Origin of the sequence: Paenibacillus amylolyticus (assembly GCF_050990605.1) — a bacterium.
In the GTDB taxonomy this organism is placed as follows: Bacteria; Bacillota; Bacilli; order Paenibacillales; family Paenibacillaceae; genus Paenibacillus; species Paenibacillus amylolyticus_H.
In genome coordinates this window covers 5,501,325-5,520,815 of sequence record NZ_CP158832.1, presented here as the reverse complement: position 1 = coordinate 5,520,815, position 19,491 = coordinate 5,501,325, and the positions used below count along the sequence as shown (strand labels likewise).

The window sequence follows — 19,491 nt, the reverse complement described above, 5'->3', positions numbered from 1 at the left end:
GTTATCCTAAGGAAGTTATTATATTGCGATACATAATTTTATGCACAGGATGACGTACCGTTTGATGTCCATTTTTAATACCTTTGCCAACAGCGATCAGCATGACATCCAAGTATCTATCGGAAATATTCAGGCTGGCTTTTAATTGAGCGGAATCATAACCTGACATCGTGATGGTTTCGAAACCGGCTTCATTGGCGAGCAGAATGAATGACATCGATGCCAGGCTTACATCTCGGGTTAACTCCAACTTCAGCTCTTCATCTGATTTGTTGGCATAGTATTGTATTGCAGCATTCGCCAGATAATCTCGGAGTGATTCATCAAAATAGCCCGACTGAAAGCCTTCTTCGTGAATTCTGATGATGTTATCCGCTTCAAATGCTTGATAATCCCCTAACATGACGATCAAAGCGGAAGCATCGATCACCTGTTGCTGATTGTAAGCAATCGGTAGTAATGTGCTCCGGAGATCAGGGTCATCAATAATAAGATACCGGGTCGCTTGAATATTATTCCCATTCGGTGACTTGCTTGCAGATTCAATGAGCGATGTCAGAATCACTGGGCTTATCGTATAATTTGAATCAAAATGACGAACGGAACGTCGTTTTTCCAAAATGGTTTGTACACTCACAAAATCATCTCCATCGTTGTTATGTAGAGCTCCCTTGAATTATAGTAGGCAATAACAAATACGAAAATAACGTACAAAAAGGTGGTATAACCACTTTAAAGTATCTATTGGGGAGTGACGGGACATTGGTTAAATATAATACCGGAATAAATATTTTCATGGATATCGCTGGAGGGAAGTGGAAGTGTCTTATCCTTTTTTTTCTGAGTCAACAATCGGTACGAACCAAGGAATTCTATGAATTGATACCTGGAATCACACAAAAGGTCTTAACCGACCAATTGAAACAGCTGGAGAGCGATGGACTTGTTCACAGGGAAATATTCAAGGAGGTTCCGCCAAAAGTAGAATATAGTTTAACTGATCTGGGACGATCCTTTGTTCCGGTATTGAACACGATGTGCGACTGGGGAAATGCGTATGCAAGGAAAAAAGGAATGGAAAAGGATGAGTACATTCAATGTGACCATGAATGAACCCAAAAGTTCAAATATTTGGTATAATCATCGGGTAATGACCTACATAACAGCTTGAATAGCCGACGGAGTCTAGAATGATGTATGATCATTTGGTATAAGCAAAATGAAGAGGGGGACAGAGGAATGAGTACATCATCAAAATCGGAGCGTCCAGCGAGAAATGTGGATACCCGGTTATTTGTTGCTTGGGCCGTTTCCGTTATTGCAACAGGAGGGAGTCTCTATTTCAGTGAGATCAAGGGATATCTTCCATGTGATCTGTGCTGGTATCAGCGTATATTCATGTATCCACTAACCATCTTGCTGGGCATTGCCTACTTTAAGGATGACGTGGGCATCACCAAATACGTACTCCCACTTAGTTTCGTCGGTGGCGGTATTTCGTTATATCATGTAACGATCCAGCGTATTTTTTCGGCTACAGGCAATGCCGTGGCGTGCGGTAAGGTTCCATGTTATACCGACTATTTAAACTGGTTTGGTTTCATCACGATTCCATTACTTGCACTGATCGCCTTTATTATCATCATTGTGATGCTGTGGGGTATCGGCAAAACACCAAAATCTTCTTAATAAGAAAGGATAGATGGTGATGAGCGGACAAGCTCGTTGGTTCATGCCCTTCCTGGTGCTAATCATTTTGATCGCTGGCTGCTCCTATGAGGAACAGTCTGCTTCCGGGGAGATGCCGGAGATAATTAAAGTGAAACTTGACGTTCCAGAGAAGGCAACTCTTCATCAACCAATACAGTTGCAGGTGAAGCTTACACAGGGCGATGCACCATTAAGCCATGCCGACCATGTGCAATTTCAGATCTGGAATGAGCTTGAAGATCCGCCTTCTGTATCCCTGGAACAAGGTATGATGACAGCAGACGAACTAGAGAATCAGGGGGCTATTACGGCCAATGAGACAGAGGAAGGACTGTATGAGATCCAGCATACCTTTGAAGAACCAGGCACGTATGTGGTACAGGTCCATGTTACACACGGAGCTATGCATAGCATGCCCAGAGCAAGAATTGTAGCGGAATGAGGCAGCGGGTGGATACCGGGGGTTTGGTTCAGGGTTGGCAATAGGTTTATAATAATAAGGGTATGAAGAATGTTGTAGGAAAAGAGGCTGTTATGGCAACTATTCATGATGTTGCACTCAGGGCAGGAGTTTCTGTAACTACCGTCTCGCGTGTATTAAACAATCGGGGATATATCAGTCAGAAGACTCGGGACAAAGTGTATCAAACCATGGACGAATTGAACTATCGACCCAATGAAATTGCCCGTTCTCTTCTGCGTAAGCAATCTAATGTGATAGGCTTGATTATTCCGGATGTATCCCATCCGTTTTTTGGAGAACTGGCTAGCTATGTTGAGTATCATGCTTACCAGAATGGATTTAAAATTATGTTATGCAATTCCCACATGGACCCTTCCAAAGAACGTGAATATGTGGAAATGCTTAAGGGTAATCGCGTGGATGGCATTATTATGGGAAGTCATACACTGGAAGTTGATGAGTATATGAATCTGCATTCCCCAATCGTAACCTTTGATCGTAAGATCGGTGAAGACATCCCGTTTATCTCATCTGATAACTATCAGGGAGGGGCTATGGCTGCTGAATTGTTGCTCTCGAAGAACAGACGACATTTGGCACATATCTGCGGTAATTTGGAATTGCAAATGCTGTCCAATCGCCGGACGACAGGTTTTGTTAATACATTGCAGGCTCATGGAGTCAAACCAGTCATGATTCATGAAACCGATCTGAATGTGTTTGATCAGCATCAGTATACGGAATTGGTGGATCAGCTGCTTGCACAACACCCGGAGGTGGACGGGCTCTTTGTAACGAGTGACCTGATGGCGGTGCATGCGCTGAAGCAGATCGTGTTAGGCGGGCGCAAGGTACCCGACGATATCGCTATTGTTGGTTATGATGACAGTCGTGCGGCAGCGTATACGATGCCTGGCATAACAACGATCAGGCAGCCGGTGGAGGCCATGGCTAAGCTTGCGATTGATCTGATTCGGCACCAGCTCGCGGAAGAGCAGATTGGTATGGAGCATATTTTGCCGGTTACCATCGTGGAGAGAGAGACGACCTGATACAGGTCGTTTTTTCCTGTTTTTCCGTTTACCACGATAAAATCAAGGCGGGATAATTTTTTTTAAAATGTTATGTCAAACGATTGACATGTCAAACCTTTGACATTATAATTCGAATTGTAAGCGTTTCCTTTTAAACTATTGATCGGGGGCCATAACAAGATGAAAAGAGAACAGAGATGGATGATGAAATTATCGGTATTGTCTTTGATTATGATGCTTGTATTGTCGGCATGTGGCAGTAAAGCAGCGACGGAGTCCAACTCCGCCTCAGAGGGTGGCAGCAGTGAGAGTGTCAAAATCACGATGCTCAATTCCAAGTCGGAAATTAACAGTCAGCTGGAGCAAGCGGCTAAAGACTTCCATGCCGAAAATCCAAATATCACACTTGAAATTGTACCTGTAGGCAGTGGACAGTCTCCGTTTGAAAAAGCGTCTGCCTTGTATGCCTCCGGCAGTCCTACAACAATGATGATGCTGGATACAGGGGATGTCGAGAAATTCAAGGATCGTGTTCTGGATCTCACATCCGAGTCTTGGATGAAGGATGCTGTGGAGAACAGCACAGCGGCTACAACGTTTGATGGCAAAAATTATGCCTTCCCGTTCTCTATTGAAGGATATGGATTCATCTATAACCAGAATGTATTGGATCAGGCAGTAGGTGGGACATTCGATCCAAAGTCCGTACAGACCACTGCACAGCTTGATGAGTTGTTCCAAAAGATCGCTGCTACTGGAAAATCACCTTTGATTATATCTCCGATGGATTGGTCGCTTGGTGCGCATTATCTGGCGCTTGCATATGGTGGGCAGTCGCCGGACCGTACGAAGGTGGACCAATTCATTACCGATCTGAAGGCAGGTCAAGTGGAGCTTGCATCTAATGCCGTGTTTAATGGCTTGATGGATACATTTGATCTGATGAAAACCTACAATATTGACAAGGCTTCTCCCCTGTCCGGAACTTATGAGCGTGGACCTGAGGTGCTTGGCAAGGGTGAGGTTGGCATCTGGTTCCAGGGCAACTGGGCATGGCCGCAAATTTCGAGCTTTGATACAGCGGATGGAAAATACGGCTTCCTCCCGGTACCTGTGAGCAATAATCCGGATGATTTCGGTAATACGCAAATCTCTGCTGCTGTATCCAAACGAATATTGCTGGATAAGGAAAAGAGCACACCAGCGCAGCAGGAAGCAGCGAAGAAATTTTTGGATTGGATCGTGTATAACGAAAAAGGTCAGGATTTCCTGGTGAATCAAGCCAGCATTATTCCGGCATTCAGCAACATTACATTGGAGCCAACCGACCCACTTGGCAAATCCATTAGTGAATACATCAAGGCAGGCAAAATCGAGGAATCAATGAGTACACTTCCTGCGGATCACTGGTCCAAATTGGGTGCATCCATGCAGAAATATTTGGCTAACGTCATTGACCGTGCCGGACTTGCCAGCGAAATTCAGGCATACTGGAGCAACGTGAAATAAAGGAATTAATTTTAGCACTATGTAGCACATAGAGAGAGACTCGCGGTACGCCGGAGATGAATGTACAGCTTCCACATGAGGTCTGTTCAATTTGTTTCCGGCATAACCGTTAGGCTAATTATTTGGATAGAGTGGAGGTTGACAATGCTGACCGAAAAAGGATTATGGACACGTCTGCGCACCCGCCTGATCTTTACAGGCCCGACATTATTTGCGTTTGCTACAGTGATGATTATTCCATTTTTGTATGGTATTTATTTGACGTTTACGAACTGGGATGGCATTGCCATCGATCAAACCTTTGTTGGCTGGGATAATTATATTGGTGTGTTCAAGGACACCGTGTTCTGGAAATCATTCGGGATGACGCTGGAGTACGTATTTATTACCGTTGTGCTGACCAATGCGGTTGCTTTCCTGCTCGCTTACGCTGTAACCCGGGGAATGAAGGCACAGGGCTGGTTTCGGGCCGGATTTTTTCTGCCGAATCTGGTGGGCGGAATCGTGCTTGGTTTCATCTGGCAGTTTATATTTAATCAGGTACTCGTCTTTGCAGGACAAAAAATGAATCTTTCACTGTTCTCCACCTCTTGGCTGGCTGACCCGGATAAAGCGTTCTGGGCACTCATTGTGGTGACCGTTTGGCAGTATGCCGGCTATATGATGGTAATCTACATTGCAGGACTCATGAATGTGCCGAAGGATGTTATGGAGGCAGCCAGCATTGATGGGGCAAGTAATCGTAAAATGCTGGCACGCATAGTATTGCCACTGATGGTTCCTTCGTTTATTGTATGCATCTTTTTGTCACTGCAACGGGGGTTCATGGTGTATGATCTGAACGTCTCCCTGACCAGTGGCGGACCCTTCAAGAGTACAGAGATGGTATCCATGCATGTTTATGAGCAGGCCTTTCTTGCTCGTGACTACGGATTGGGTCAGGCAGAAGCCTTTGTTCTGTTTATCCTTGTAGCCGCCATTACATTGCTCCAGGTCTATTTCAGCAAAAAACTGGAGGTCGAGGCATGATGGCTGGACAATCGCGCATTCTCAACTGGATGAAGTTTATTACATTAATCATTGTGATGATTTTGTTTGTATTTCCTTTTGTACTTCTAATCGTCAATTCATTCAAGGCTAATCAGGCAATTACCTCTGATCCGCTGGGTTTGCCAAGCTCTTTTCAATTCGATAATTACGTCAATGCGTTTGACAAAATGGGATATGTATCCGCCTTCAGCAATTCGTTGCTCATTACCATTGCAGGTGTATTACTGATTGCTCTCTTTGCAGCGATGACAGCCCATTACTTTGTTCGTCACAAAAGCAAACTGAATCAGTATCTCTTTTTCCTGATGGTAGCTGCGATGATAATTCCGTTTCAGGCCATTATGATTCCGCTGGTGAAAATATACGGCTCGCTCAGCCTGCTGGATAACAAGTGGTCGCTAATCTACATGTATATTGGCTTTGGCAGTCCGCTCGCTGTATTTATCTACCATGGCTTTATCAAAAGTATTCCACTGGAGCTCGAAGAAGCGGCTCTAATGGATGGTTGCGGCAGAGTGCAGACCTTTTTTCGCATCGTACTGCCGGTGTTGCTGCCAACAACCGTAACGATCAGTGTTCTGAATGTACTGTGGATATGGAATGATTTTCTGCTGCCTTCCTTGGTACTGACTTCATCCGAGCAGCGAACGCTTCCGCTGTCCACGTTTTATTTTTATGGGACATACACGGTGGATTATGGTCCACTGATGGCTGGTCTGGTTTTGACCCTGCTGCCTGTACTGATCGTTTATCTGTTTGCGCAGAAGTACATTATTCAGGGGGTCATGCAAGGAGCTATCAAATAAGTTCAGTTGGGTGATATAGAGAGAGACAGGAGTGAAGGACATATGAATCAGGAACGATACGAGAAGCAGGAGACAGACACCAGGCATGAGACAGACCTTGGATTGACGACTTCTTCGGATCAAAAGAAGGAGAGCTTTACACTTGCCCGGGCTAATGCATATATCAAGGAGCATCGGCACCGGGTTGATCCAACTTATCGGATGGATTATCATTTGATGCCAGAGGTGGGCTGGATGAATGATCCCAACGGCTTCATATACTTCGGTGGGATGTATCATATGTTCTATCAACATTATCCCTACGAACCGGTATGGGGGCCTATGCACTGGGGCCATGCGGTGAGCCGTGATTTGGTTACATGGTCTTATCTGCCTGTTGCACTGGCACCGGATCAGAGCTACGACAGTGGAGGCTGTTTCTCCGGAAGTGCAATCGTGCAGGATGGCAAATTGGTGTTGATGTACACCGGGCATGTTGTCACTGGACCTGACAAGGATAACGATTACTTGCAGACACAGAATATTGCTGTCTCAGACAACGGGATCGATTTTGTCAAAAGCGAGCTGAATCCGGTCATTCGGCTGGACCAAATCCCAGAGCATACCAGTCCGAAAGACTTCCGTGATCCGAAAGTGTTTGAACGAAACGGTGTGTACTATTGCGTCCTTGGATCGAATGATGCTGCGGGCAAAGGCGTCATTCTGTTATACCGCTCAACGGACTTGCTGGATTGGAGTTATGTCAACATTATGGCCCAGAGTGACGGGACGCTTGGTGACAATTGGGAATGTCCCGATCTGTTCACACTGGATGGCCGAGATGTGCTGATCATGTCTCCGCAGCGCATGCCTGCTCAGGGAGATAACTATCGCAACTTGCATTCGACCGTTTATATGATGGGAACGTTGGATGAAGTCCAGGGTGTGCTGAAGTATGAGCAGTACGTTCCGTTGGATTGTGGCTTCGACTTTTACGCTCCTCAGACGATGGAGGATGCACAGGGGCGACGAATTATGATGGCCTGGATGGATACGTGGGAGACGGAAATTCCGACACAACAGTCCCATGCCTGGGCGGGAGCGATGACTTTGCCTAGACAATTGATTCGCAGGGGAGAACGATTGATATTCCAGCCTCTTCCCGAGCTTAAACAGTACAGGTCGGAAGGCACCGAGCAGTATGATATACATTTAAACGGTGATGAGCATGATTTTGATCTTGGCGGTAGCGGAAACTGTTACGAACTTTATGCTGTATTCGAAGCGGAACAGGCACGACACTTCGGGTTGAAGCTGCGCACGGGTGAGGATGAAGAAACCGTGATTTCCTATGATGTAGAGCGTCGTCGTTTATGTTTAAATCGCGAGCACGCCGGGCAAGGGCCGGGCGGAGAACGAGCTGCGACAGTGGAACTGCTTGACGGGAAGCTGGAACTTCATATTTTTATGGATGTCAGCTCCATTGAGGTGTTCATTCAGCAGGGAGAACGGGTAATGACTGGGCGGATATATCCTGGGCCGAACTCAACAGGTATTAAGGCATTCTCTTCCGGAACGTGTACATTGACCGAACTTCGCAAATGGGATTTACGAATTCCTCGATAAAATGCTATCTAAAATTCAGCCTTGACCTTGAAGTATACTTCAAGGTTTATTCTTTTTTTATCAAGAAATATTGGAGGCTGAATAATGAGGATTTTAGAATGGATTTTGGTATTGGTAACCGTAGCTGCTACGGTACTCATGCTGGTGTTTCCGAAGCACCGAGCAATGACAGTGGGGACACTCACAGCTCTGATTCTGGCAGTGCTTCTGCATGGCTTAATCAATTCATTTCGTGTGCAGATGATACCAACCTATATCGTTACACTTGTATTATTCATTACGTTAATCATTCAACTCATGAAATCATACCGCAATAGCCGTTATGTTCAGAGTGCACTGAAACCTAACCGTCGTTCATGGATAAAGATGACGCTGGCATCGATTCTCGTTCTGGCCTTCAGTGCAGGTTCAATCATACTGACCTGGCTGTTGCCGGCTTTTACGATGCCTGAACCAACCGGCACCTATGCGATTGGCACATTCTCTCAACACCTGGTGGATGAATCTCGCGAAGAGACCAAAACACCCGAGGCCGGGGACAAGCGTGAACTGATGATTAATGTGTGGTATCCGGTGGATCAGAAGGCTGCCCAAGGGCTGCCCCTGGAGCATTATCCTAGTGAACTGGGAGAAGCGATCAGTCTGGTCTTCGGCATTCCGTCTCAGGTGTTCAGTTATCTGGATACCATTCCAACACATGTGGTCCAAGGAGCCGAGATGTCCGCTGCCCAGAACAAGTATCCGGTAGTATTGTTCTCGCCGGGGATTCGCTCAGCCCGGTTTCAGAGCATGACGATGATTGAGGAGCTGGTTAGCCACGGTTACATTGTCGTGGTGATAGATCACCCTTATACGTCTGCACAAGTGAATTTCCCCGATGGACATGCAGTTTCCTATATGGCCGACCCTGAGTTTGCAACGTCAGCAGAATTATATCAATATAATGTAGAAGGCATAGGCATTCGTGCAGATGATGCAAGTTTTGTGCTTGATACGCTTACCGAGTGGAATTCACATGACCCGAATCAACGGCTCCAAGGCAAACTTGATCTGGATCACGTCGGCATCATGGGACATTCATATGGTGGGGCAACGACAGCTGAAGTACTGGCGCAGGATGAACGTTTCCAGGCAGGCCTGAGTTTGGAAGGCGGATTCTGGGGATCGGTATCCAGAACAGCCCTGAAACAGCCGTTTATGTACATCATGTCAGGTGGAACTGCCAAAAGTCTGGAACCGGATGCCACCGAAACGGAAAAAGTAGCCTATCCAGAGTTTAAGCCTGATCTGGATCGAGTGATGACGAGCAGCCTGAATGATACCTATTATCTGACGGTGGAGAATTTCTTCCATCAGAGCTTTACGGATATTTCGTTAATTTCACCGAAACTGTTTGCCCGAGGCATGACGCCAGAACATAATGTGGATATCACCAGATCATACACGTTGGCATTCTTTGATCGTTACATCAAGGAAGAAGAGCAGCCATTGTTACAAGGCCCTTCATCCCAATATACTGAGGCCACTTATGACACTAAGTACACCAAGCTACGTCACCAAAAAGCGGAATAACTCCGCAGAAAGATGGAGGGTATCTAGCGATGGAAACTATGACAAGGGGAGAGCTCGCTAAGCGCACCGGTGTCAGTATGGCAACCCTACGTTATTATGAGGATAACGGGATTCTTCCTGCTCCCCGTCGTTCATCCAATGGATACCGGCTGTATACCGGGGATTATCTGGTCAAGATGAAGTTCATTAAGGATGCCCAGTCGCTGGGCTACTCCTTAAAGGAGATACAAGAGACTCTGCAACTGCTCAGCCAGGAAGACATGGATAAGGATACGTTAAAAACCCTTGTACGCGAACGCATGGTTGACATTCAGAAACATATTGATCATCTGGAACAGATGCAGATTCATCTGGCACGACTGTTGCATACACCGGAGGACGATATCGACAATTATATTCAATCGTTCAGGGTGACTGAGTGAGTATCTGCATGCAATGCTGCAGAGATAAACGTAGAAATGTTTCAAAGTAATGGGAAACGAGGAACAAAATTTAATACCTCGAACAGATAGCGCCTGAGGATGTACTTCGGGCGCTATCTGTTTCGAGGTTTCTTTTAATTCTATTGTAATGCTCTTAATCATGACATGCCCGCTTCACGCAGAAAATGGTGAACAATCGCCGTTTGATATTTGATACGAGTAGAGCGTTTCAGACTCCAGCAGGTCTCCACCGTGACGGAACGGGCTTGCAATAGTCTTGAAGCTGCTGTACGGGCAGATCCTGGCAATTCATGCTGCTTGAGGTTAAAGTGACGATCACGAATGGCAATCGACCGATTCATCCGTTCGATAACTCTTCTGCAAGCTGGAATCGTGCGACTGCCGGGATTGGTGATCAACGTCTGTCCAAGCACTCGGGAACTCAGTTGAGACAGGCCATTGGCCTCATGCAGATCAAGCCACCAATCGGCCCGATGTTCACGCGCCAAACGAAAAACTGCCGCAGCGAGCGGATGCTTGGCCTTGCCTGACATACGGCGTGGAAACGTACGATTCAGATCTGGCTTGCCTCTGATTTTCTTGGCGTAGGCTTGCTGGTTCACACGTGGCACGATAATTAACAGCCCTCGCTGAATGACGTGACGACCTGTCGCACAATCATCTGCGAGTTTTTGCGCAGCGGCCATACTCGCCGTTTCATTCCCGTGAACCCCGGATGTAATGAACATCACCGGTCCCGGCATGATACCACGTACGATGAAATAGGGAGTCGCGTGTACGCTGGATGCTGCAAGGACATGTTTGGTCACAAGCATGACGCTTCACCTCCAATAGTACAGTACGCCATGTCCCTCTTTCATGTAACGGCGCAAGAACAGGTCTTCATCCTATTTCCTCACATAATGGGCTAATTAATACACCCGGTGGATGATATCTTCGAAATCGGGTTCCTTCATCTCCACATCTTCAATCTCACCCCATTGCTCAAGCTGCTTCAGAATGTCCATCGTGCTCCATTCCTTCCGGTTCACCTCCACGGTGACAATCTGCCCTTCCACTCCTGTAATGTGTATCGCGGGCGATATAACGTCGGGGAGGTGAAACGCTCCCCGGAATGTTACTCGAATCAACGTAGGAAGTCCGATGGTTTCGCGAAGTGATGAGATCGTGCCGTCATATGTAAGTTGACCGTGATTGATCACCATCACCCGACTGCATAGCTGCTCGATATCGTCCATGTCATGTGTGGTCAGTAAAATTGTTTTGCCAAATGTTTCATTTAATGTACGTAAAAACTGACGAATGTTACGCTTTGCGTTCACATCCAGTCCAATCGTCGGTTCATCGAGAAAAAGCAGTTGCGGGTCATGCAGCATGGAAGCTGCGAGATCTGCACGCATGCGTTGTCCAAGCGAGAGCTTGCGGACAGGCGTGGCCCAGAACGATTCAAGGTCCAGCAGCTCGGCGAACTGGGACAGCCGTCTCTTTTTGTCCTCGGCACGGACGCCGTACATCTCGGCCAGAATATCATAGGAATCTTTCACGGGCAGATCCCACCAGAGTTGGCTGCGTTGTCCAAACACGACGCCTAGTCGACCAACGGTCCTGCGCCTGTCCTGATGCGGGTTCATACCGTCAAGCCGTACCTCACCCGAGGTTGGGTGGAGGATACCTGTCAGCATTTTGATCGTGGTAGACTTGCCAGCCCCGTTCGGACCGATGTAACCCACAAACTCACCTGGGCCGATATCAAAACTGATATCGCGTACCGCTTCCTTGGACACATACTCACGTGAAAATAACGTACGTAACCCGGAGAAACGCCCTTCGCGAATAACAGGAGTTTTGAATTCCTTTTGCAGATGCCTTGCTGTGATCATGTTCATGATGCATTACGCCTCCTTAGCTACCTGTGCTTTGATATTTGGTCATGCCGAATTGCCAGAAACGCAGACTTGCAGCCAGACTCAGTACGGCAACCGCCGCAACAGCAACAAGAATCCACGCGCCTCCTTCACCCCGTAGCAGGTAAAGTGACGGAATGTAGTTGACGAATCCCACGGGAATCACCGTTAGCAGAATGCCAGACATCCATTTGGGATATAACGTTAGCGGATATTGGGCAGCCGTTCGAGCTGCATCCTCAGTGATCGTCTGTAACTCCTCAATGCGTGTGGTCCAGAATCCGAGCGTGGCAGTAGCGAGTCCGATGGAAAAAAGAATGACTGCGCCCGTCAGGATAATGAGCAGGGAGAAGGGAATGGCGATCCAGCCAATCTGTCCGCTGTGCATCATGCCTGCCAAAGACCAGCAAAGAATGAACCCGCCTTGCAGGACTTCCCCAGCCATGATGCGGAAGTTTTGCGGCAGCAGTGCCAGCAATACGGGCATGGGACGTGTTAACAGTTGATCAAGCTCACCATTAACCAGATATTTTTCAAGATGATGCACCTCATTGCCAAACGTTCGATACAGTGTTTTGGATAACGTCATGATGGCAAAGAGATAACCGATCTCATGGAGGGACCAGCCTTTGATTGCTCCGAATTTGTGCAGCACGAGAGCAACCATCAGAAACTCGGAAATTTGAATTAAAGCGGCTAGTACAGCCGCCATGATGAAATTGAACTTGTATTGCATTCGGCTGCGAATGCTTGTTCGAATGAGCATTTTATATAAATTGAACCAGGAAGTTCGTTTCATCCGCCCTGCACCTCCACTTTACGACGTAACACTTGGGTGATCACAAGACAGATCAGCGTCATGAAGACACACCAAAGCAAGGTTCCCCATAACAAGGAGCCATCTTCGAAACCAAGATAGATTCGCGTAGGTACATAGAGCAGGAAAGGGTAGGGTGATATCCAGGCAAGTTGTTCAAGCCAGTTCGGTAGCCACTCTAGCGGAATGAAAAAACCAGCCAGCAGATTCATCATCGCGTGATTGCCCCAGTGAAGCCAGGAGGACTCCGTAGTCCACATCGACGTGGCACCAATGATGTAGTTCATACAGATGGATAAGTATGCGGCGCCGGTAAGACCAAGTGCAGCATAGAATAGTGTTGAAACGTCTGAGGGCCAATGCAGGGAAAAGACAATGGAGAAGAGCAGGTAGATCGGAATACTTTTGTACACAAACTGGTAGGCAATCTGCCCCCATTCGCGTGCCATCAGGTGGGTAAACAGATGAACAGGTCTCATCAGATCCAGTGCGATCTGCCCTGTCCTGACAGATAAGGGAATACCCAATCCGTTCGTGAGAAAACCCGAGATCCAGAGAGAGGATTGCGTGAATGCAATGTAACTGATCATCCCTTGTGTCCCGTATTCCCCGAGAGTATGGTCGGCCCCGATGCCGATCCAGAGGCAGGCATACATGTAACCAAACATGGCGCTTGCCAGGTTATGTACCATGTGTGCCCCGCGGTATTGCAGATTCCGGGAGTAGGCTTTGGAAGCCAGAGTGAAATAAAGCATGTGACACCTCCGATAAGTGGATTGAACGGCGTTTCCGTTCACTTCAGTCAAGGCGAAAAAGAGAGAAGGACAACAGCATACCAATTTATTCCTTCACAGGCAAGACATTTTTTTAGCTAATAATGGTATTAACAGGGTTGTTCATGATTGCGCCACAAGACAACGGTCTGTCCGTTCATTTATAATTGAGAGGTAGTATCGCAAACGTTTACAATATGAAATATTCAAATTTTAAATAAACCGCCGGGCTTGTGCTTGACGATTGAGGATACAGAACGAACAATCCGGCAAGAGAGAAGGATGTCATGAAGAAAATTGCATGGGTCACCGATAGTACCAGCACACTGGATCCCGTTTTTGCGGAGCAAAATCATATCTACATCGTACCGCTGCGCATCGTATTTGGAGAGGAATGTTACCGGGAAACCGATGACATTACATCTGAAATGTTCTATGAGAAACTTGCGGAGGCTTCACGTGCGAGCAGTTCGCAGCCACCCATTGGCGAGTTCATTGAACTGTATGAATCGCTCAAAGACAAGTACGATGAGATTATTACGATTCATTGCTCTACTGAGCTAAGTGGAACGCTGCATACATCTATGCAGGCTGCGGAGATTGCAGGGGTGACGGTGACCGCAATTGATTCAAAGGCAGGCGCCTATCCTCTTCGCGAGATGGTTATGCAAGGGTTGGAATGGCAGAAGCAGGGGTGTTCGGCTTCCGAGATCAAAGCAAATATTGAACAGATGATTGATAACATGTCCTTTTACCTCATACCGGCCAGCCTTCAGCATCTTCATCGCAGTGGTCGGGTGTCCGGCACCCAGCTAATCATCAGTCAACTGCTCAAGATCCATCTGCTGCTTCGATTTGAAGAGGGCAAAGTGGTTGTGAATGAGAAGATCCGTACGTTCAAGCGGACAAAAGAGCGCATGCTCGATATGCTCAAGCTGGATATGGAGAAAGTAAAGCATGTGTGCATTATGCATGCCAACAATCAGGAAGAAGCTGTTACAATCAAAAAACAGATTGCAGCTTTGCTGCCTAGATTAAAGACCGAAATCATGCCGTTTATCCCTGTGGTAAGTATCCATGCAGGTGCAGGAACCATTGGACTGTGCTGGATACACAGCGAGAACGGATACAGAGATTAGACGGACAGCATTCATCTATAAACTCTCAAAGACCTGGCAGGAAACACACTTGATGTCAAAGTGGTGCTCCTGTCAGGTTTTTTCGTATGTCATTGCCAATTCAAACAAACTGTGAGGTAATAAAGAAAACTGTTCATGTTGGAGGGAAACATGTGTTAAGTCACCGCTTGTTGCTTGTTGAAGATGATCGTTCAATTAGTGAGATGGTCGGGCCGTACTTGGAAAAAGAGGGCTACGACGTCACTTATGCATATGACGGCTTAGAGGCAGAACGTCAGTTCAGCCAGTCACAACCCGGGTATGATCTGGTTATTCTGGATCTGATGCTGCCCCGCAAAAGTGGGATGGATGTGCTGCAAACCATTCGGGCAGTCAGTCTGGTACCTGTACTCATTCTGTCTGCGAAGGATGGGGAGGTGGACAAAGCGTTAGGTCTGGGCTTCGGTGCAGATGATTACTTGAGCAAACCGTTCTCGTTAATCGAACTGACTGCCCGCATCAAAGCTGCGATTCGCCGCGCCAATTATAACAATCCTCCTGTGGCTGAAGAGGCTAAAGATCAACGTATTCACATTGGAGGACTCGTAGTTGACATGGAGACGTACGAGGTGGAACGTGAAGGTACACCCGTCAAGCTGACATCCAAGGAATTTGGCATCCTGAAGCTGTTCGTTACCCATCCTGGCAAAGTATTTACGAAGGCTCAAATTTACGCTTCCGTCTGGAATGACCATTATTACGGAGACGAAAATATCATTAACGTACATATGCGTCGTCTGCGTGAGAAACTGGAGGCAGATCCTTCGGCTCCCCAGTATATCAAGACACTCTGGGGCATCGGATATAAGCTGGAGGCTGAGCAGGGATGACACTGATTTTTGCCATCACGACAGGTATTCTGGCCATGGCCTTCATTGTATTGTGGTTGAAATTCCGGAAAAGAAACCAACACCTGTCCTATATTCATCAGAAAATATCCGCAATTCTGGACCAAGGCACCTTTGAGCGCTTGCTTGTATTCAATAGTGATGACCAAGTCAGTCAGCTTCTGAAAGATATGAACCAGCTGCTGGATCATGCGCACCGCGCTAAGGCCGGTTATGCGAACCAGGAGAAGGAGATGCGTAATATGCTCTCCAACATTTCACATGATCTCAAAACGCCGCTCACCGTTGTGCTGGGTTATAGTGAGACCTTGCTGCACAGCCCATCATTGACCGATCAGGAACGGAAGGTTATGACGGAGAAAATACAAGATAAGGCGCAGGAAGTGCTGCGTTTGATCCATTCCTTTTTTGATCTGGCGAAGCTGGAATCTGGAGACACGGAGCTGGTGCTTAGTCGAGTGAATATAAGCGAATTATGCCGGTTGAAGATGATCTCCTTTTATGAAATGTTGACGAATCTGGGGTTGCAGGTGGAGTTGGAGATACCTGATGGTGATATCTACGTGCAAGCGAATGAAGAAGCATTGGACCGTGTGCTGGATAATTTCATTACCAATGGAATGAAATATGGAGCAGAGGGTAAGGTGCTAGGACTTTCACTTGACCATTCGATAGGTGAACCTGTGACGCTACAGATCTGGGACCAAGGGAAGGGGATTCCTGAAAGCGAGCATAGTCGTGTGTTCGAACGTATGTATACGCTGGAGGATTCCCGTAATCGCCTCTATCAGGGCAGCGGCCTCGGTCTGACGATTACGAAGCGGCTGGTTGAGCGAATGGGGGGGACCATCCATTTACATAGTGTTCCACATCAACGGACTGTATTTTCGGTTACCTTAAAGGCTTGGTAGACCCTGCATTGGCGTGTCCGGAGAGACTTAAGGTTTTTGTAAGATTTGATTAATAAAAAAGAAGACTTTTCTCTTTACAATATAGATATAGGAACCCGGACAGGGGACGAAAAGGAGAACAAGGACGATGAATTATATCGCACGAACAATAGATGTGACCAAAGTATATGAAGGGGTGGAGGTTGTATCCAACGTCAATATGAATATTAAGCAAGGTGAGATCTATGGATTCCTCGGTCCAAATGGTGCAGGTAAAACAACCATCATGAAGATGCTCACCAATCTCGTCAAACCAACCACAGGGGAGATTGAACTGTTTGGGGAGAAGCTTACGCCGACCTCCTATGAAGTGCTGAAACGAATGGGCAGCATTATTGAATATCCTTTTTTCTACGATAGATTATCTGCTCGGGAGAATCTGGAGCTTCACTGTGAATACATGGGATTTTACAACAAAAAGACCATCACCAATACGATGGAAATGGTAGGTCTGAAGGACACCGGCAAGAAATCTGTGAAGGACTTCTCTCTGGGCATGAAGCAAAGACTCGGGCTGGCTCGTGCACTCATAACCACACCTGAACTGCTCATTCTGGATGAACCGATTAATGGATTGGATCCTGTCGGGATTCGGGAGATGCGAGATTTGTTCAAGCGGCTTAGCAATGAGTATCGTATTACCCTGTTGGTCTCGAGTCACATTCTTGGCGAGATAGAGCAGATTGCTGACACGGTCGGTGTCATTCGCGGAGGTCGCTTGGTGGAGGAAGTATCGATGGAGAGCATTCGTGGAAGTCAAAATGAGTACATCGAGTTACAGGCGGTGGATATCCGCAAAGCGACCTATGTCATTGAACACCAGCTTGGTTTGAGTAATTATAAAATGGTCGATGACCAAACGTTACGTATCTATGATCTGGGAATCATTCCATCCGACCTGAACACCAAGCTGATCCAACACGGCATTGAGATCGAATCGATATCCAAACGGGCTCATTCCCTGGAAGAACACTTCATGAAGCTGGTAAAAGGGGATGAAGACGTTGCTTAAACTAATCAGACTTGAGATGCGGAAGCACCGCTTTGCACGTAATTTTGCAGGTGCAGGTATTGCCAACATAGCCATTCTTCTTTTCCTGATCATGATTGGATTCATGGATGTGGGAGCAGAAGATTATGCCTATGCCGATTACCAGACCGCCTTTATAATTATCGATACATTTGTGAGAGCAACCTTTATCGTATTTGCAGGAGCTTTATTATCCAAGCTGGTGATCAGTGAGTATCGAAATAAAACGATGAACGTCATGTTCACCTATCCCATCCAGCGTCATAAAATCATCGCTGCCAAATTGATCATCGTGTTTGGTTTTACATTTGTGATGATTATGGTTACCGATCTGTTCATGGGTTCACTATTGTTGATTGTTAATCAATTCCACTCCTTCATTCCTGGATCATTGACGAATCGGGATATATTGGGACTTCTGGTGAAGTACAGTATAAGTTCTTTATCGGCTGCGTGTATGGCACTCATTCCCCTATTCTTCGGTATGCGTAAGCATTCTGTTACAACTACAATGGTCTCGTCCATTTTGCTGGTTTCGATTGTCTGCTCCGGATTCAACGGGTCGGAAGTTTCCATTCATTCTCTTATTATTATCCCTCTGACCCTTGGAGCAATAGGGATATGGATTGCTTCGATGTCCATGGTTCGTCTGGAGACAAAAGACGTGAACTGAATCATTCGAAAAACCATGCTCTGCATGGCTTCAGATGCCATTGACATCCGCTCGTACAAGGGATAGGATAATGTCAACTGAGACACGAAGGAGAATGCAACTACCATGACGATTCCAAAAACATTAACAATAGCTGGTTCGGACACGAGCGGCGGTGCAGGTATTCAAGCTGATTTGAAAACTTTTCAGGAGCTGGGTGTGTATGGCATGACCGTGCTGACTACGGTTGTGGCAATGGAGCCCGAAACATGGGATCACCAGGTCTTTCCTGTTGAATTAAATGTAGTTGAAGCACAGCTTCGCACTGTTCTGGACGGCATCGGTTTCGATGCAATGAAGACAGGTATGCTCGGTTCTGTAGATATTATTGAACTGGTAGCAAAACATATTCGCCGCAGCGGTCTGCCACAGATCGTTATCGATCCGGTAATGGTCTGCAAAGGTACAGACGAAGTACTGCAACCGGAAAATACGGAAGCGATGATTGAATTCCTGTTGCCAGGTGCGGATCTGGTTACACCTAATCTGTTCGAAGCATCCCAACTGGCGAAGAGTGGACCGATTCGTTCCAAAGAACAGATGGAAGCAGCGGCAGCAACAATTCATGCCCATGGCTCGAAACATGTTCTGATCAAGGACAGAGGTGTCATTAGCCCGGGTAAAGCAATGGATCTACTCTATGATGGAACTAACTACGAATGGTTTGAGGCCGATGTTGTCGGTTCCGGATATACGCATGGTGCGGGCTGCACAACGTCTGCGGCAATTACTGCAGGGTTGGCTCGCGGTCTTTCAGTGAAAGAGGCTGTTCGTGAAGGTAAAGCCTTCGTGACCAAAGCGATTGCCGGCGGATTTCCGCTGAATCGTTTTGTTGGCCCGACACTGCATGTGGCACACCGTCTGGAGCAACAACGTTAAGTGTTGCCAGGGAGCGCACAGTAGCGCATCACTTCTGGATAACACACTTCGATTTCATTCAAGTAGCTGTCAATGAGCAGGAGCTTGCTCATTGACGGCTTCTTTTTTATGCGAATTTTTATGAAAATTAGTAACTTTTGGCTTATATTAACCGTATATATCATGGGAGCATTCCAAAACATGTATGGACACATGAACGACACATGGA

General features: G+C 46.8%; 21 protein-coding genes. 16 read left to right on the top strand and 5 right to left on the bottom strand.

Going from position 1 to position 19,491, the window contains the following annotated elements; genetic code table 11:
- Position 1 precedes the first annotated feature (1 nt).
- On the bottom strand, positions 2–637 hold the full coding sequence (locus ABTV53_RS24380) for a nitroreductase family protein (protein WP_433747415.1): 636 nt from the start codon (positions 635–637) through the stop codon (positions 2–4).
- A 158-nt stretch (positions 638–795) separates the two neighbouring features.
- Between ABTV53_RS24380 and ABTV53_RS24375 the strand changes: the two genes are divergently transcribed.
- From ABTV53_RS24375 to ABTV53_RS24330, 10 genes are all read left to right on the top strand, one after another.
- Positions 796–1,113 (top strand): winged helix-turn-helix transcriptional regulator, encoded by a 318-nt coding sequence (locus tag ABTV53_RS24375; RefSeq protein WP_433754340.1) that lies wholly within the window; start codon positions 796–798, stop codon positions 1,111–1,113.
- Positions 1,114–1,239: 126 nt separating this feature from the next.
- The gene (locus ABTV53_RS24370) at positions 1,240–1,689 is read left to right on the top strand and encodes a disulfide oxidoreductase (protein WP_124118173.1); all 450 of its coding nucleotides are present in this window, start codon (positions 1,240–1,242) and stop codon (positions 1,687–1,689) included.
- A 19-nt stretch (positions 1,690–1,708) separates the two neighbouring features.
- Positions 1,709–2,152 (top strand): FixH family protein, encoded by a 444-nt coding sequence (locus ABTV53_RS24365; RefSeq protein WP_433747411.1) that lies wholly within the window; start codon positions 1,709–1,711, stop codon positions 2,150–2,152.
- Positions 2,153–2,244: 92 nt separating this feature from the next.
- Positions 2,245–3,225: a LacI family DNA-binding transcriptional regulator gene (locus tag ABTV53_RS24360; RefSeq protein ID WP_433747408.1), complete on the top strand. Its 981-nt coding sequence runs from the start codon at positions 2,245–2,247 to the stop codon at positions 3,223–3,225.
- Between the two features lie 162 nt (positions 3,226–3,387).
- Positions 3,388–4,716, top strand: coding sequence for an ABC transporter substrate-binding protein (locus ABTV53_RS24355; RefSeq protein WP_433747405.1), 1,329 nt, complete (start codon positions 3,388–3,390; stop codon positions 4,714–4,716).
- A gap of 144 nt (positions 4,717–4,860) precedes the next feature.
- The gene (locus tag ABTV53_RS24350) at positions 4,861–5,745 is read left to right on the top strand and encodes a carbohydrate ABC transporter permease (protein ID WP_339305572.1); all 885 of its coding nucleotides are present in this window, start codon (positions 4,861–4,863) and stop codon (positions 5,743–5,745) included.
- A complete protein-coding gene (locus ABTV53_RS24345; protein WP_433754339.1) occupies positions 5,745–6,572 on the top strand; it encodes a carbohydrate ABC transporter permease in 828 nt (275 codons plus the stop codon). Before ABTV53_RS24350 ends, ABTV53_RS24345 begins: the two co-directional genes overlap by 1 nt.
- A gap of 42 nt (positions 6,573–6,614) precedes the next feature.
- Positions 6,615–8,177, top strand: a complete 1,563-nt coding sequence (locus ABTV53_RS24340; protein WP_433747401.1) for a glycoside hydrolase family 32 protein — start codon at positions 6,615–6,617, stop codon at positions 8,175–8,177.
- 84 nt (positions 8,178–8,261) lie between these two features.
- Positions 8,262–9,749 (top strand): alpha/beta hydrolase family protein, encoded by a 1,488-nt coding sequence (locus ABTV53_RS24335; RefSeq protein ID WP_433747398.1) that lies wholly within the window; start codon positions 8,262–8,264, stop codon positions 9,747–9,749.
- Between the two features lie 29 nt (positions 9,750–9,778).
- Positions 9,779–10,171, top strand: coding sequence for a MerR family transcriptional regulator (locus ABTV53_RS24330; RefSeq protein WP_433747395.1), 393 nt, complete (start codon positions 9,779–9,781; stop codon positions 10,169–10,171).
- 158 nt (positions 10,172–10,329) lie between these two features.
- Here the strand turns inward: ABTV53_RS24330 and ABTV53_RS24325 are convergent, their stop codons facing one another.
- From ABTV53_RS24325 to ABTV53_RS24310, 4 genes are all read right to left on the bottom strand, one after another.
- A complete protein-coding gene (locus tag ABTV53_RS24325) occupies positions 10,330–11,007 on the bottom strand; it encodes a succinylglutamate desuccinylase/aspartoacylase family protein (protein ID WP_433747393.1) in 678 nt (225 codons plus the stop codon).
- Between the two features lie 96 nt (positions 11,008–11,103).
- On the bottom strand, positions 11,104–12,072 hold the full coding sequence (locus ABTV53_RS24320; protein WP_433754338.1) for an ABC transporter ATP-binding protein: 969 nt from the start codon (positions 12,070–12,072) through the stop codon (positions 11,104–11,106).
- A gap of 22 nt (positions 12,073–12,094) precedes the next feature.
- Positions 12,095–12,895 (bottom strand): ABC transporter permease, encoded by an 801-nt coding sequence (locus ABTV53_RS24315; RefSeq protein WP_433747391.1) that lies wholly within the window; start codon positions 12,893–12,895, stop codon positions 12,095–12,097.
- Positions 12,892–13,668 (bottom strand): ABC transporter permease, encoded by a 777-nt coding sequence (locus ABTV53_RS24310; protein WP_433747388.1) that lies wholly within the window; start codon positions 13,666–13,668, stop codon positions 12,892–12,894. Before ABTV53_RS24310 ends, ABTV53_RS24315 begins: the two co-directional genes overlap by 4 nt.
- Positions 13,669–13,973: 305 nt before the next feature.
- Between ABTV53_RS24310 and ABTV53_RS24305 the strand changes: the two genes are divergently transcribed.
- The 6 genes from ABTV53_RS24305 to thiD all read left to right on the top strand — a co-directional run bounded on the left by ABTV53_RS24305 (position 13,974) and on the right by thiD (position 19,283).
- Entirely contained in the window at positions 13,974–14,825 is an 852-nt protein-coding gene (locus tag ABTV53_RS24305) for a DegV family protein (protein ID WP_433747385.1), read from the top strand.
- 203 nt (positions 14,826–15,028) lie between these two features.
- Positions 15,029–15,694 (top strand): response regulator transcription factor, encoded by a 666-nt coding sequence (locus ABTV53_RS24300; protein ID WP_433754337.1) that lies wholly within the window; start codon positions 15,029–15,031, stop codon positions 15,692–15,694.
- On the top strand, positions 15,691–16,623 hold the full coding sequence (locus tag ABTV53_RS24295) for a sensor histidine kinase (RefSeq protein ID WP_433747382.1): 933 nt from the start codon (positions 15,691–15,693) through the stop codon (positions 16,621–16,623). The genes ABTV53_RS24300 and ABTV53_RS24295 overlap by 4 nt, the downstream gene beginning before the upstream one ends.
- Positions 16,624–16,750: 127 nt before the next feature.
- Positions 16,751–17,674, top strand: a complete 924-nt coding sequence (locus ABTV53_RS24290) for an ABC transporter ATP-binding protein (RefSeq protein ID WP_433747379.1) — start codon at positions 16,751–16,753, stop codon at positions 17,672–17,674.
- Entirely contained in the window at positions 17,667–18,365 is a 699-nt protein-coding gene (locus tag ABTV53_RS24285; RefSeq protein ID WP_433747377.1) for an ABC transporter permease, read from the top strand. Before ABTV53_RS24290 ends, ABTV53_RS24285 begins: the two co-directional genes overlap by 8 nt.
- A 105-nt stretch (positions 18,366–18,470) precedes the next feature.
- Positions 18,471–19,283 (top strand): bifunctional hydroxymethylpyrimidine kinase/phosphomethylpyrimidine kinase, encoded by an 813-nt coding sequence (gene thiD / locus ABTV53_RS24280; protein ID WP_433747375.1) that lies wholly within the window; start codon positions 18,471–18,473, stop codon positions 19,281–19,283.
- Positions 19,284–19,491 lie beyond the last annotated feature (208 nt).

Coding starts and splice junctions, on each gene's coding strand:
- ABTV53_RS24340 (WP_433747401.1), top strand. CDS start 6,615: ATGAATCAGGAACGATACGAGAAGCAGGAGACAGACACCAGGCATGAG.
- ABTV53_RS24355 (WP_433747405.1), top strand. CDS start 3,388: ATGAAAAGAGAACAGAGATGGATGATGAAATTATCGGTATTGTCTTTG.
- ABTV53_RS24290 (WP_433747379.1), top strand. CDS start 16,751: ATGAATTATATCGCACGAACAATAGATGTGACCAAAGTATATGAAGGG.
- ABTV53_RS24350 (WP_339305572.1), top strand. CDS start 4,861: ATGCTGACCGAAAAAGGATTATGGACACGTCTGCGCACCCGCCTGATC.
- ABTV53_RS24325 (WP_433747393.1), bottom strand. CDS start 11,007: ATGCTTGTGACCAAACATGTCCTTGCAGCATCCAGCGTACACGCGACT.
- ABTV53_RS24310 (WP_433747388.1), bottom strand. CDS start 13,668: ATGCTTTATTTCACTCTGGCTTCCAAAGCCTACTCCCGGAATCTGCAA.
- ABTV53_RS24295 (WP_433747382.1), top strand. CDS start 15,691: ATGACACTGATTTTTGCCATCACGACAGGTATTCTGGCCATGGCCTTC.
- thiD (WP_433747375.1), top strand. CDS start 18,471: ATGACGATTCCAAAAACATTAACAATAGCTGGTTCGGACACGAGCGGC.
- ABTV53_RS24375 (WP_433754340.1), top strand. CDS start 796: ATGGATATCGCTGGAGGGAAGTGGAAGTGTCTTATCCTTTTTTTTCTG.
- ABTV53_RS24315 (WP_433747391.1), bottom strand. CDS start 12,895: ATGAAACGAACTTCCTGGTTCAATTTATATAAAATGCTCATTCGAACA.
- ABTV53_RS24330 (WP_433747395.1), top strand. CDS start 9,779: ATGGAAACTATGACAAGGGGAGAGCTCGCTAAGCGCACCGGTGTCAGT.
- ABTV53_RS24320 (WP_433754338.1), bottom strand. CDS start 12,072: ATGATCACAGCAAGGCATCTGCAAAAGGAATTCAAAACTCCTGTTATT.
- ABTV53_RS24365 (WP_433747411.1), top strand. CDS start 1,709: ATGAGCGGACAAGCTCGTTGGTTCATGCCCTTCCTGGTGCTAATCATT.
- ABTV53_RS24360 (WP_433747408.1), top strand. CDS start 2,245: ATGGCAACTATTCATGATGTTGCACTCAGGGCAGGAGTTTCTGTAACT.
- ABTV53_RS24300 (WP_433754337.1), top strand. CDS start 15,029: ATGGTCGGGCCGTACTTGGAAAAAGAGGGCTACGACGTCACTTATGCA.
- ABTV53_RS24305 (WP_433747385.1), top strand. CDS start 13,974: ATGAAGAAAATTGCATGGGTCACCGATAGTACCAGCACACTGGATCCC.
- ABTV53_RS24335 (WP_433747398.1), top strand. CDS start 8,262: ATGAGGATTTTAGAATGGATTTTGGTATTGGTAACCGTAGCTGCTACG.
- ABTV53_RS24345 (WP_433754339.1), top strand. CDS start 5,745: ATGGCTGGACAATCGCGCATTCTCAACTGGATGAAGTTTATTACATTA.
- ABTV53_RS24370 (WP_124118173.1), top strand. CDS start 1,240: ATGAGTACATCATCAAAATCGGAGCGTCCAGCGAGAAATGTGGATACC.